The sequence below is a fragment of the Alloalcanivorax dieselolei B5 genome, from assembly GCF_000300005.1.
Lineage (GTDB): Bacteria > Pseudomonadota > Gammaproteobacteria > Pseudomonadales > Alcanivoracaceae > Alloalcanivorax > Alloalcanivorax dieselolei.
On record NC_018691.1, the window covers coordinates 1,183,080 to 1,195,801 of the forward strand.

General features: G+C 62.1%; 14 protein-coding genes. 3 read left to right on the forward strand and 11 right to left on the reverse strand.

The window, feature by feature from the left end; all coding sequences use genetic code 11:
* Positions 1–2 precede the first annotated feature (2 nt).
* From B5T_RS05385 to lnt, 3 genes are all read right to left on the reverse strand, one after another.
* Complete coding sequence (locus B5T_RS05385) at positions 3–869, reverse strand: MBL fold metallo-hydrolase (protein ID WP_014993458.1); 867 nt, start codon at positions 867–869, stop codon at positions 3–5.
* Between the two features lie 110 nt (positions 870–979).
* Positions 980–1,363, reverse strand: a complete 384-nt coding sequence (locus B5T_RS05390; protein ID WP_014993459.1) for a nuclear transport factor 2 family protein — start codon at positions 1,361–1,363, stop codon at positions 980–982.
* Positions 1,364–1,462: 99 nt separating this feature from the next.
* Positions 1,463–2,932 (reverse strand): apolipoprotein N-acyltransferase, encoded by a 1,470-nt coding sequence (lnt, locus tag B5T_RS05395; protein ID WP_014993460.1) that lies wholly within the window; start codon positions 2,930–2,932, stop codon positions 1,463–1,465.
* 173 nt (positions 2,933–3,105) lie between these two features.
* Between lnt and cynS the strand changes: the two genes are divergently transcribed.
* Positions 3,106–3,546 carry a cyanase gene (gene cynS, locus B5T_RS05400; RefSeq protein ID WP_014993461.1) on the forward strand — a complete coding sequence of 147 codons (441 nt, stop codon included), beginning with the start codon at positions 3,106–3,108 and terminating at the stop codon, positions 3,544–3,546.
* Between the two features lie 101 nt (positions 3,547–3,647).
* Here the strand turns inward: cynS and B5T_RS05405 are convergent, their stop codons facing one another.
* From B5T_RS05405 to miaB, 8 genes are all read right to left on the reverse strand, one after another.
* Positions 3,648–4,523: an HlyC/CorC family transporter gene (locus B5T_RS05405; RefSeq protein ID WP_014993462.1), complete on the reverse strand. Its 876-nt coding sequence runs from the start codon at positions 4,521–4,523 to the stop codon at positions 3,648–3,650.
* A gap of 47 nt (positions 4,524–4,570) precedes the next feature.
* Positions 4,571–5,059: an rRNA maturation RNase YbeY gene (gene ybeY / locus B5T_RS05410; RefSeq protein WP_041716889.1), complete on the reverse strand. Its 489-nt coding sequence runs from the start codon at positions 5,057–5,059 to the stop codon at positions 4,571–4,573.
* Positions 5,031–6,020, reverse strand: coding sequence for a PhoH family protein (locus tag B5T_RS05415; RefSeq protein WP_014993464.1), 990 nt, complete (start codon positions 6,018–6,020; stop codon positions 5,031–5,033). The genes ybeY and B5T_RS05415 overlap by 29 nt, the downstream gene beginning before the upstream one ends.
* A gap of 117 nt (positions 6,021–6,137) precedes the next feature.
* Positions 6,138–7,232 carry a sulfate/molybdate ABC transporter ATP-binding protein gene (locus B5T_RS05420; RefSeq protein WP_014993465.1) on the reverse strand — a complete coding sequence of 365 codons (1,095 nt, stop codon included), beginning with the start codon at positions 7,230–7,232 and terminating at the stop codon, positions 6,138–6,140.
* Positions 7,233–7,246: 14 nt separating this feature from the next.
* Positions 7,247–8,047, reverse strand: a complete 801-nt coding sequence (cysW, locus tag B5T_RS05425) for a sulfate ABC transporter permease subunit CysW (RefSeq protein ID WP_014993466.1) — start codon at positions 8,045–8,047, stop codon at positions 7,247–7,249.
* Between the two features lie 11 nt (positions 8,048–8,058).
* Positions 8,059–8,898 (reverse strand): sulfate ABC transporter permease subunit CysT, encoded by an 840-nt coding sequence (gene cysT, locus B5T_RS05430; protein ID WP_014993467.1) that lies wholly within the window; start codon positions 8,896–8,898, stop codon positions 8,059–8,061.
* Positions 8,899–9,900, reverse strand: coding sequence for a thiosulfate ABC transporter substrate-binding protein CysP (gene cysP / locus B5T_RS05435; protein ID WP_014993468.1), 1,002 nt, complete (start codon positions 9,898–9,900; stop codon positions 8,899–8,901).
* Between the two features lie 136 nt (positions 9,901–10,036).
* Positions 10,037–11,374, reverse strand: a complete 1,338-nt coding sequence (miaB, locus tag B5T_RS05440; RefSeq protein WP_014993469.1) for a tRNA (N6-isopentenyl adenosine(37)-C2)-methylthiotransferase MiaB — start codon at positions 11,372–11,374, stop codon at positions 10,037–10,039.
* 312 nt (positions 11,375–11,686) lie between these two features.
* On the opposite strand from miaB, the gene B5T_RS05445 reads away from it, so the two are divergent.
* Positions 11,687–12,280, forward strand: coding sequence for an SCO family protein (locus B5T_RS05445; protein WP_014993470.1), 594 nt, complete (start codon positions 11,687–11,689; stop codon positions 12,278–12,280).
* A gap of 16 nt (positions 12,281–12,296) precedes the next feature.
* Positions 12,297–12,722, forward strand: a complete 426-nt coding sequence (locus B5T_RS05450) for a copper chaperone PCu(A)C (RefSeq protein ID WP_014993471.1) — start codon at positions 12,297–12,299, stop codon at positions 12,720–12,722.

The following is a 12,722-nucleotide window of genomic DNA, read 5'->3' on the forward strand; positions in this document are numbered from 1 at the left end:
GCTCAGATCGAGTTCAGTGGAATCTTCAGATAGTGGACGCCGTTGTCCTCCGCCGGGGGCAGATGGCCGGCGCGCATGTTGACCTGTACCGACGGCAGGATCAGGCGCGGCATATCCAGTCCGGCATCGCGGTTCTCGCGCATGGCGACGAATTGGTCTTCGTCAACGCCGTCGTGAACATGAATGTTGGCGCGCCGCTGCTCCTCTACCGTGGTTTCCCAATGATACTGGTCGCGTCCTTCCGGCAGGTAATCGTGGCACAAAAACAGGCGGGTGGAGCCGGGCAGGGCGAGAAGTTTGCGAACCGAGCGATAAAGGGTGCGGGCATCGCCGCCGGGGAAGTCACAGCGGGCGGTGCCGTAGTCGGGCATGAACAGGGTGTCGCCGACGAACACCGCGTCGCCGATCAGGTGGCTCATACAGGCCGGAGTGTGGCCCGGAGTATGCAACGCCACGGCCTCCAGATTACCGACCCGATAGTGTTCGCCGTCTTCGAACAGGTGGTCGAACTGGCTGCCGTCACGGGCGAATTCGGAACCGGCGTTGAAGATTTTGCCGAAGGTGTTCTGTACCGTTCGGATATGGGAACCGATGGCGAGCCGGCCACCCACTTGTTGCTGAATCCAGGGCGCCGCCGACAGATGATCGGCGTGGACGTGGGTCTCCAACAGCCATTCCACGATGAGATCGTGCTTGCGAACGTAATCCACCAGCCGCTGGGCGCTGTGGTATCGGGTGCGCCCGGCGGCCGGATCGTAGTCGAGTACCGAATCCACCACCGCGCAGTGGCGGGTGTCGGGGTCGATCACCACGTAACTGACCGTGTTGGTATCGGTGTCGAAGAAGCTTTCCACTTGCGGACCGGCCATGACCCTATCCATCCAAAACGTTGCGGGATGGCACCGTTATAGGGGGCGCGGGAGCGAAAGTCAAATAAGTTATATGCTTATTCTATTTTGAGATAAGCGGTTCAGGCCAGTTATAATGCGAGGGCGCCATAAAGGGCCTCGCCGTAGACCTGACGCCCGTTCTCAAAGCGCATGATTTCGCAGGCGAAGGCCCGTTTGCCATTGGCGCTGGCAATGTAGTGCACCACCAGTTGCTGGCCCGGCTCGTCACAAATAGCGGTCACCAATTCGAAGTGCAAACCCGGCCGGTCGGCAAGAGCCGCTACCCAGTAATCGCGCAGTGCCGCTTTGCCCTGAATGCGGCTGGTGCCGACGTAGGGTTCGGCCACCGCGCTGATGAACTCGGCGTCGTCGCTGAAGGCGGACACCACCGCCTCCACGTCCCCCCGGTTCCAGGCCTCTATCCAGTGACGGGCATGGTTTTGCAAATCGGCATAGCTGAGTCGGTGGGGCATGAGGCCTCCGCGAACAGTGGATTGGAGGCCAAGTATGCGCACAACGGCGGAAGGCCGTCACGGTACAGATGACGACCGGGTTGGCGGTACTGGCGCGGCTCAGCGTGAGACGCGGCGGCGGCCTTCCCCGCCGGCCAGCACCGCCATGGCCAGCGCCAGCAGCAGCGTGGGCCAGACGCCGGCCACCATGAAGGGCGTCTGGCCTTGGCGCGGCTGGTATTCGCTGATCAAGACGCCCCGCTCGAATTGCGGCAACCGGTCGCGCACTTGACCGCGCGCGTCCACCACCGCGGTGACACCGTTATTGGTGCCGCGCAGCAGCCAGCGCCCGGTTTCCAGAGCGCGCAGACGGGTCATCTGAAAATGCTGCAAGGGGCCGGCGGAATGGCCGAACCAGGCGTCATTGCTGATGGTCAGCAGCACATCCGCGTTGCCGGTGCGTTCCGCCACCTGAGCCGGGTAGAGCATCTCGTAGCAGATCGCCGGCGCGATTTCCTGGCCCAGGGCGAAAAGGTTGGGCTGGTCGGGGCTGCCGGGCGTGAAGCTGGACATGGGCAGATCGAAGAACGGAATCCATCCGCGAATCAGGCTTTCCAGCGGCACATATTCACCGAACGGCACCAGCTTCTGTTTGTGATAAACGCCGTCGTGACCGGTGCCCACCACCGCCACGCTGTTGTGGTAGCGCGGCGGATAGGTGCTGGCGTCACGCCAGGGCAGGCCGCTGATCAGGGCGCCGCCTTTGGCGGCGATCCGTTCGCCTTCGCCATCCACGAAGCCGCGAATATCCTGATAGAACTCGATCATCGCCGATTCCGGCCAGATCACCAGGGTGTCCTCCGGCAGGTCGGCGGTGAGTGAGTGATAAATCTCCTGGGTCTCGTCACGCATGGTGACCAGCCACTTCAGATCCTGCGGAATATTGCCCTGCACCAGCGCCACCTGTTGGCGAGGGCCGGAAGGGTGGGTGAAGGCATGGCGGCCGGCCAGCAGGCCCGCTGTCACCAGAATCAGTACCACCGCCAGGGCCGCTCCGGCGCTTACCCGTGGCCGCGCCAGATCCACCACCGTGGCGGCGGCCAGTACCAGCGTCAGAGTCAGGACCCAGACGCCACCCAGTGGCGCCAGCCCGGCCAGTGGCGTATCGATGGCGGCGTAACCGGCATAGAGCCAGGGGAAGCCGGTCAACAACCCGCCGCGCACCCAGTCCAGCACCAGCCAGGCGCCGGCGAACACCATGGCGCGCGGGCCGCGCCGTTTGGTGAACCAGAACGCCAGCCCATAAAACAGCGCCAATCCCATGGCGAACAAAGCGGTGAACGGAATCGACATCCACAACGGCATGAAGCCGTAGTCGGTCATCGAGACGTGCAGCCAGCTGATACCGAACCCGAACATGCCGACGCCATACAGCCAACCGGCAGTGAAGGCGCGGCCCGGAGTCGGCGATCGTACCAGAGCCGTATAACCCAGAGCGGCGCTGACCAACACCAGCGGCCACAGATCGTAGGGGGCAAAGGCGAGGGGAAACAGTAGCCCCGCGATCAGGGCGAGCAGCAGGTTGGGCATGGCTATCCGTGGTTCCCGGCTAAGGTCATAGGGCAAGCATGATGACGCCACGTTATACGCAAATTAACCGCCTTGCGCCATGGGCTCATATCTCTGAGTTGGTATGGAGCTTGCAGAGCTTGGTTTGGAAGAAAGCGTGTCATTGAGTTGGGCACATAACAGGAGAGAGTACCGTGGATAAACAGCAAATGACGGACATCATCGTGACCACCAAGGCCGAGCGGGGACTGACCTGGGAAAAAATGGGCGAGGACCTGGGGATGTCGCCGGTGTGGCTGGCGTCCGCCTGCCTCGGCATGAACGGCGCGCCGCCGGAAAAAGCCATGGCGATCACCGAGTATCTGGGCCTGGATCAGGACGTGGCCAAGGCACTGGAAGCCTTTCCCACCAAGGTCTGGGACCAGACCGTGCCCACCGATCCGTTGATTTACCGGTTCTATGAAATCGCCGGTGTGTATGGCACCACGCTGAAGGAAGTGATCCAGGAAAAATTCGGCGACGGCATCATGAGCGCCATCGACTTCACCATGGAGGTGGACAAACAGGAAGACCCCAAAGGGGACCGTGTGGTAGTGACCATGAACGGGAAATTCCTGCCGTATAAACATTGGTGAGCTGCGTTGCGGGACCCTGTTGAACAGGGACGTTCGACAGGGAGCCTACAGGGACGAATTCACGGCGTCCCTGTATTTGTTCCTAAAGAGCGCGCCGCGGATTACTCCGGTGATGCGTCCAGAGCCGGATCATCCTGCCGATGAGTGACCCGCAGCAAGCGGATGGTGCGGCCGTCCGCGCTTAACACGGTGAATTGGAACGGCCCCAGGTCGATGGACTCTTCGCGCCCGGGCAGGCGGCCGAAGGCGTGCATCACCAGACCGCCGATGGTGTCGAACTCCTCGTCGCTGAGCTCGCACTGAAAGTGTTCGTTGAAATCCTCGATCGGCGTCAGGGCCTTGACGGTGTGTTCGCCGTTCTCCAGATCCTTGATCAGGTAATCGTCTTCCTCGATGTCGTGCTCATCCTCGATCTCGCCGACGATCTGTTCCAGCACGTCCTCGATGGTGACCAGGCCGGCGATGCCGCCGTACTCGTTGACCACGATGGCCATGTGATTCTTGGTGATGCGGAATTCCCGCAGCAGCGAATCCAGGCGCTTGGACTCGGGGACCACCATGGCGGAGCGCACGTGATCCTTGATCTGGAAGCGCTCCATGCGGGCCGGCTCCAGAATCAGCGCCAGCAGATCCTTGGCCAGCAGGATACCAATGACTTCGTCCGGATCGTCGCCGATGACCGGGAAGCGGCTGTGGGCGCATTCGATGATGGTGGGCAGGAAATCGCGGGGGTCGCTGCTGGCACGGATGCTGACCATCTGCGTGCGAGGGATGAGAATCTCCCGGACCTGCATGTCGCTGACGCCGATAGCGCCTTCGATGATGCCAAGCGTGTCACCGTCAATGACGTGACTGTCGCGCATGGAGCGCATCAGATCCAGCAATTCCTCCCGGGAGCCGGGAGTGGAAGTGAAGAACTGGCCAACGCGCTCCAACCAACTTCGACCGTTGTTCTGGTCTGAATAGTCGTCCGACATCAGGGGTAATGCTCCATGTTATGGTTTCGATGTTATCGGTTTGTGAATTATGGGGGCAACGAGTTATACGGATCCGGAAAGCCCTGGCCGGCAAGCGCGAGGATCTCCAGGGACTCCATCTGTTCGGCGTCGTCGTCGTCGATATGATCGTAACCCAGCAGATGGAGTACGCCGTGGACGACCATATGCGCCCAGTGCGCTTCCACGGTTTTGTTTTGTTCGGCGGCCTCGCGCCGGACCACGTCCGCGCAAATAATAATATCCCCCAGCAGCGGGGCGATGGCGTCATCGGGCAGGCCTTCGGGCATATCGAAGGGGAAGGACAACACATTGGTGGGTTTGTCCTTGCCCCGGTAGTCACGGTTGAGAATGCGGATTTCCTCGTCGTCGACGATCCGCAGAGTGATATCCCCGACCACGCCGCCGGCTGCTTCCGCGGCGGCCAGAGTCCAGCGGTGCAAGTCGCTTTCGTCCGGTGCGTCCGGGGCATCCGTGGCCCACTGGATATCAACGGTTGGGGTCGGTATTCCGTTCATGACGGTCGTAAGCTTCCACGATACGTTGGACCAGCGGGTGGCGAACCACGTCGCGGCTGTCGAAACGGGTGACGCCGATGTCCTGTTCATCGGCCAGCACTTCGAGGGCGTTGACCAGCCCCGAGCGCTGGTGGCGCGGCAGGTCCACCTGGGTCACGTCACCGGTGATCACCGCCCGGGAACCGAAGCCGATCCGGGTCAGGAACATTTTCATCTGTTCCGGTGTGGTGTTCTGGGCTTCGTCCAGGATCACGAAACTGCCGTTCAGCGTGCGTCCACGCATGTACGCCAGTGGCGCCACTTCGATGACGTTGCGATCCATCAGTTTGGCCACGTTTTCGAATCCCAGCATTTCATAGAGGGCGTCGTAAAGCGGGCGCAGGTAAGGATCGATTTTCTCCGCCAGATCCCCGGGCAGAAAACCCAGTTTCTCGCCCGCCTCCACCGCCGGCCGTACCAGCAGAATACGCCGGATCTCGGCACGCTCCATGGCGTCCACGGCGCAGGCCACCGCCAGCCAGGTCTTGCCGGTGCCGGCCGGGCCGATGCCGAAATTGATGTCGTGACGGCGGATATTGCGCACGTACTCGCGCTGATGGGCACCACGCGGCCGGATACGGGCGCGTTTTGTGCGGATCACCATCTCGTCACTGGGGAAGGCCACGGTATTGTCCAGCTTGTCGGTCAGACCGGATTGCTGCAGGTGCAAATGGACCAGCTCCGGCGTGATGTCGGTGCCGTCCACGGTTTGATCGTAGAGATCGTGCAGAACGGAACTGGCGGCTTTTACCGAGCGTTCGTCACCGGACAGATGAAATTCATTGCCACGATTGTGGATATCCACGCTCAGGCGTTTGGCGATCTGCTTGATGTGCTCGTCCAGTCGGCCACAGAGATTGGCGAGCCGCTGGGAATCGTAGGGTTCGAGACGGAGTTTCTGGGAAGCGAGTGGTGTGTCCAAGTTGGGAAGCGAGGCCCCGCGGGCGGTTGCGATGGATTCAGCATACCCCGAAAAGTGCTTTCGGGGGAAGATTTCCCGGCACTGTAGCCTGCCCACCGGGGGGCAGGCAAGAGGGGCTCAGGCCGGCGCCACCTGGGGGCCCAGATCACCGTCGCAGGTGACCGTTTGCAGCCGCCGGGGCAGCAGGAACAAGGCGGGCTGCCGGTCAGGCTGGAGCGCGTCCCAGCGCACCCGGTCCAGCTCCACTTCAAGCACTTCCGCGCCCCAGCCCTGGGGTTCCAGCTCCACCGTCACGGTGCCGCCGAACACGCTGCGTCCGGCCACTCGTACCGGCAAATGAGCGGCCTCGGTGGGCGCCGCCGCCAGATCCGCTTCGTGGGGGCGCAGATAGAGCGTGAGGGCGCCGTCCGGGCAGGCGCCCTGGGTATCGAGACGCAGAAAAGCGTCGCCGGAGCGCCAGTTATGGCCATCGTAGAGCCCTTCCAGGCTGTTGATGTGGCCGAGGAAATCAAATACGAAGCGGCTGGCCGGCTGCTCGTACACCTGCAGCGGCGACCCCATCTGTTCCACCCGGCCCTGGCTCATCACCACCACCTTGTCGGAGACCTCCATGGCCTCTTCCTGGTCATGGGTGACGAAGATGCTGGTCACCGAGATCTGCTCGTGCAGGCGCCGCAGCCAACGGCGCAAATCCTTGCGCACCTTGGCGTCCAGCGCGCCGAACGGCTCGTCCAGCAGCAGCACCTCCGGTTTCAGCGCCAGCGCCCGGGCCAGCGCCACCCGTTGCTTCTGGCCGCCGGACAGTTGCGCGGGGTAACGCCCGGCCAGATTGTCCAGTTGTACCAGACTCAGCAATTCCCGCACGCGGTCACGGATGTCCCTGCGCGAGGGGCGCTCGGCGCGCGGTAACAGGCGCAGTCCGAAGGCAATATTGTCGGCCACGGTGAGGTGTCGAAACAGGGCATATTGCTGGAATACGAACCCGACGCGGCGGCGGCGTGCGTCCAGATGAGTGACGTCCTCGTTATTGAACAGCACCCGCCCGCCGTCCGCCTGTTCCAGGCCGGCGATGATCCGCAGCAGCGTGGTCTTGCCGGAACCGGACGGTCCCAGCAGCCCCACCAACTGGTTGGTGGGCACGTCCAGGGAGATGTCGTGCAAGGCGGTGAAGGCGCCGAAGGATTTGCGGATGTTCTCGACCTGAATGCTCACTTTCTGGCTTTCCTTTAAACGCGTTGACGCCATTCCAGCACGGTTTTCAGCAACAAGGTGATCAGGGCCATGGCGGCCAGCAGCCCGGCGGCGGTGAAAGCGCCGACGGTGTTGTAATCCTCATGCAGCATCTGAATCAGCAGCGGCAGGGTCAAGGTCTCGCCGCGAATCAGGCCGGACACCACGCTGACCGCGCCGAATTCCCCCACCGCCCGGGCGTTGGTCAAGATCACCCCGTACAGTAGCGCCCAACGGATCTTCGGCAGGGTAACGTACCAGAACACCTGCCAGCCGGAGGCACCCATCAGTACCGCGGCTTCCTCTTCCTCCGGGCCCTGGGACTGCATCAGGGGAATCAATACCCGGGCCACATAGGGGCAGGACACAAAAATAGTGACCATGACCATACCCGGAAGAGCGAACATCAGTTGCACGTCGATGTCCGCGAGCCACCCCCCGAGTAGTCCCTGGCTGCCATACACCACCAGGTAACAGAGACCGGCCACCACCGGTGACATGGCGAAGGGGATATCGATCAGGGTGGTCAACAGCTTGCGACCGCGGAATTCAAAGCGGGTTACGCACCAGGCCAACAGGATGCCGAACACCAGATTGACCGGCACGGTAATCAGTGCCACCACCACGGTGAGACGGATCGCGTGACCCATGTCGTTGCTGGTCAACGCCTCCAGGACCGGGGCCAGACCATGGGCGAAGGCCTGATGCAGAATCAACAGCAGCGGCAATACCAGCATCAGGATGACGGTGGCGAAAGCGGCGGCGATCAACAGCCATTGATGTGCGTGTCGTGGCATGCGAGTTCCCGTCACAGTCCGTGCCAGCGTTTCACCAGCCGGGCCTGCAATCCCTGAATACCGAACAGCAATACCAGGGAGGCCAGCAGAATTATCGAGGCTAGAGCGCTGGCGGCGGCGAAGTCGTACTCTTCCAGGCGGATATTCACCAGCAGCGACACGATCTCGGTCTCGTACGGCAGGTTGCCGGCAATGAAGATGACGCCGCCGTATTCACCCAGGCTGCGGGTGAAGGCCAGGCCGGTGCCGGTGAGCAGAGCCGGCATCACCTGGGCCAGTATCACCTTGCGGAACGAGGCCAGCGGTGAGGCGCCCAGGGTGGCGGCGGCCTCTTCCAGATCCGGGGTAAGGTCTTCCAGTACCGGCTGTACCGCCCGCACCACAAAGGGCAGACTGGTGAAGCTCATGGCAATCATGATACCGACCCAGGTATAGGACACCTGGATGCCGGCCAAGCTGAACCATTGACCGAGCCAGCCGTTATCGGCGAACAAAGCGGCCAGAGTCAGGCCGGCCACCGCCGTGGGCAGAGCGAACGGCAGATCCACCAGCGCGTCCATCAGCCGCCGGCCGGGAAAGCGATAGCGGGTGATCACCCAGGCCAGCAGCAGGCCGACAATGGCGTTGATGACGCTGGCGCCGGCGGCGGAAAGCACCGTGACCTTGAAACTGGCGATGCTGCGCGGATGGCTGATCACCCCCCAATAGCTGTCCCAGCCCATGCCGGCCACATGCATGGCCAGCCCGGACAGAGGCAGCAGGATCACCAGGCAGATAAACAGCACGCTCAGCGAAAAGCTGAGCGTGAAACCTGGCAGAACCGAGTGGCGGGTGCGCAGCAGAGCGATCAATTAACGCAGGCTCCGCGCCTGGGCTTGCAGCTTGTCGAGCATGCCGCCGGAAGCGAAATGTTGATCGGTCACGTTTTCCCAGGAGCCAAAGTAGTCTTCCACCTTGAGCAGTTTCACCGGCGGGAAACGGTCGGCGGTTTCCTCGACGACCTTCTCGTTGTGCACACGGTAGTTGAAGGACGCCAGCAGCCGCTGGATCTCTTCGCTGTAGAGGAAGTCCAGATAGGCGGTGGCCACCTTGCGGGTCCCTTTCTCGTCCACCACTTTGTCCACCACGGTGACCGGGAACTCGGCCAGGATCGAGGTCTTCGGCACCACCACTTCATAGTCGCCAGTGCCGTATTCCTTGCGGATGTTGTTCACCTCGGACTCGAAGCTGATCAGCACGTCACCGATTTCGCGCTCGGCGAAGGTGACGGTGGCGGCGCGGCCACCGGAGTCGAACACCGACACATTGGACAGGAAGCGGGCCATGTAGTCCTTGACCTTGTCCTCGTCACCGTCAAAGCGTTCCACCGCGCTCATCCAGGCGGCCAGATAGGTGTAGCGGCCGTTGCCGGAGGTCTTCGGATTGGGGAACACCACATCGACGTCGTCCCGGGCCAGATCGGCCCAGCCCTGGATGTTCTTCGGGTTGCCCTTGCGCACCAGGAAGGCGGTGGTGGAGTAGTAGGGGCTGGAGTTGTTCGGCAGGCGCTGATTCCAGTCCGCCGGAATCAGATTGCCCAGATCGTGCAGGACATTGACGTCGGTGACCTGGTTGAAGGTCACCACATCGGCCTTCAGACCCTGCAGGATGGCGCGGGCCTGCTTGGAGGAACCGGCGTGGGACTGCTTGATGGTGACGTCCTCGCCGGTCTCCGCCTTCCAATGCTCCTGGAATTTCGGGTTGATGGCGGCGAACAGTTCCCGGGCGATGTCGTAGGAACTGTTCAACAGGGTTTGTTGCGCGGTTCCCAGCGAGGCCAGGGACAGCAGGACGGCGGTCAGCAAGACGCGCATCTTCGGCTCCTTGAATGGTGAGTCATAAAGGGCTCATTTTATATAACCAATCCTGAGGTTAAAGGGGCTTGGTTATACCAAATTGCCATTCGCATATGCGTTTAAGCGTATCCGGTGCTGTTCAGCCCCCCAGGGATCACTCCACCCGCCGGTAGTCGGTGCCGCGCAGGGAGTTGGGCAGCGCTTCCTGGATGGTCAGGTCCACGAACTGGCCGATCAGGTCCAGTTCATCGGTCTGGAAGTTCACCACCCGATTGTTTTCGGTACGGCCCTTGAGCTGGCCGGGATCCTTCTTGGAGAAGCCGTCCACCAGGATACGCTGGGTGCTGCCCACCATCTTGCGGGAGATGTCCTGGGTATTCTGGGCGATCCGCTGTTGCAGCAGGCGCAGGCGCTCCTTCTTCACCGCCATGGGCACATCATCGGGCAGGTCCGCCGCGGGGGTGCCGGGGCGGGCGCTGTAGATGAAGCTGAAGGAATTGTCGAAGCCGATATCCGCGATCAGGTTCATGGTGGCTTCGAAGTCGGCGTCGGTTTCGCCGGGGAAGCCGATGATGAAATCCGAGCTGTAGGAGATATCCGGACGGATACGCCGTAATTTGCGCAGCTTGGCCTTGTACTCCAGCACCGTGTGGTTGCGCTTCATCAGCGCCAGCACACGGTCGGAACCGGATTGCACCGGCAGATGCAGGTGGCTGACCAGTTCCGGCACCTCCTCGTACACCTGGATCAGGGCGTCGGAGAACTCCACCGGATGGCTGGTGGTGTAGCGGATGCGGTCGATGCCGTCGATATCCCGGATCAGCAGCAGCAGGTCGGCGAAGTCCAGGATCTCACCATTGGCGCCCGGGCCCCGGTAGGCGTTGACGTTCTGGCCCAGCAGGTTGACTTCGCGCACGCCCAGATCCGCCAGATGGCGGATTTCATCCAGCACCGGACGCACCGGCCGGCTGACTTCCTCGCCACGGGTGTAGGGCACCACGCAGAACGAGCAGTATTTGGAGCAGCCTTCCATGATCGAGACGAACGCCGAGGGGCCGTCCACGCTGGGCTCGGGCAGACGGTCGAACTTTTCGATCTCCGGGAAGGTCACATCGATGGCCAGTTCCCGGGTGGTGGCCGCCTGCTGGATCAACCCGGGCAGGCGGTGCAGGGTCTGCGGGCCGAAGACCACATCCACATAGGGCGCCCGATCACGGATTGCCTCGCCTTCCTGACTGGCCACGCAGCCGCCGACGCCGATGATCAGGTCCGGCTTGCGCTCCTTGAGCTGCTTCCAGCGGCCCAGTTGGTGGAACACCTTTTCCTGGGCCTTCTCGCGGATCGAGCAGGTATTGAGCAGCAGCACATCCGCTTCGTCCGCGTTGTCGGTGGGCTCCAGGCCATGACTGGATTCCAGCAAATCCGCCATGCGCGACGAGTCGTACTCGTTCATCTGGCAGCCGTGGGTCTGAATAAACAGCTTGCGTGCCATGGGTCGCTCAACCGTGGTTGTGGATCGGTCCGGTGCGTCATTTTGCCGCATCGGGGTGTGCCGGGCGCCGTAATGGACTACAACGGGCCGCGACCGGCACTCCGGGAAAATGGGCGCGAATTATACCGCCGCCCTGGTCAAACTGCGAACCATCGCGGCTGTAAAATGGTGGCGGTAAAAATAGTGGCGGTAAAAATGTCGGGCCGGGACTTGGTAACCGCGAGGTCGCGGGGGTATGGTCGCTGGGCGTCACCGCAAAGCCGGGCAAATCGGCCCGGGCGGCGTATAGATCATAAACAGGCTCTAACAGGTATGAACAATAAAGACGGTTTCACAAGCGCATTCCTTTTCCGCATTCTGGTCGCCGGCGCCGCGCTGTTACTGGTGGCCTGTTCCGAGCCGGCCAGGGAATTACCGGTCAACACCCGTCTGGGCGGCGATTTCACCCTGACCGACCATAATGGGGAGCGGTTCAGCCTGTCATCCCTGAACGGCGAGGTGGTGATTCTGTTCTTCGGCTATACCCACTGCCCGGATATTTGTCCGGCGGTGCTGGCCCGCGTGTCCCAGGTGTACCGGAATCTGAAAGAGCAGGGGGCGGCGGACCGGGTGCAGCCGGTGTTCGTGACCTTCGACCCGGAACGGGATACCGCGGAACATCTGCGCGAGTACCTGCCCTGGTTCAAAGCGGACATTATTGGTCTGACCGGTGACGTGCCGGCGATCCAGAAGGTGGCGGAACAGTACGGGGTGGTGTTCATCAAAGAGGATGGAGACAGCGGGGAAGCGGACTTTACCCACAGTGACTATATCTACCTGTTGGACCAGCAGGGCCGGGTGCGCAAGGTGTATCCGGCGGATTTCAATATCGACGAGGTGGTAGCCGATGTTAAAACGCTTCTTTAGTGCCGTGAGTAGTGCCATGACTAGTGCGGTGAGTGCCGTGCTGCTGGTGGCCGCCAGCGCCGGCGCCGTGGCGGATGTGCGTATCGAACAGGCCTGGCTGCGCGCGGTGCCGCCGGTATCGCCGTCCATGGCCGGTTATTTCGTGCTGGTGAACGATACCGATCAGCCGCTGGTGCTCACCGGCGCCAGCGCGGAATTCGCCGGCATGGCCATGTTGCACGACACCAGTACCGATGGTGAGGGCCGCCGCAGCATGTCCCATCTGAAAGAGGTCACCATCCCGGCCGGTAAGAGCCTGGCCTTTAGCCCCGGTGGCCGTCATCTGATGCTGATGAAAATGGATTCGGTGCCGGCGGCGGGAGAGACCCCGAAGGTGTGTCTGGCCTTCCAGAATTATGCTGACCTGTGTGGCGCCTTCCAGGTGCGCCACAACGAGCCCTGA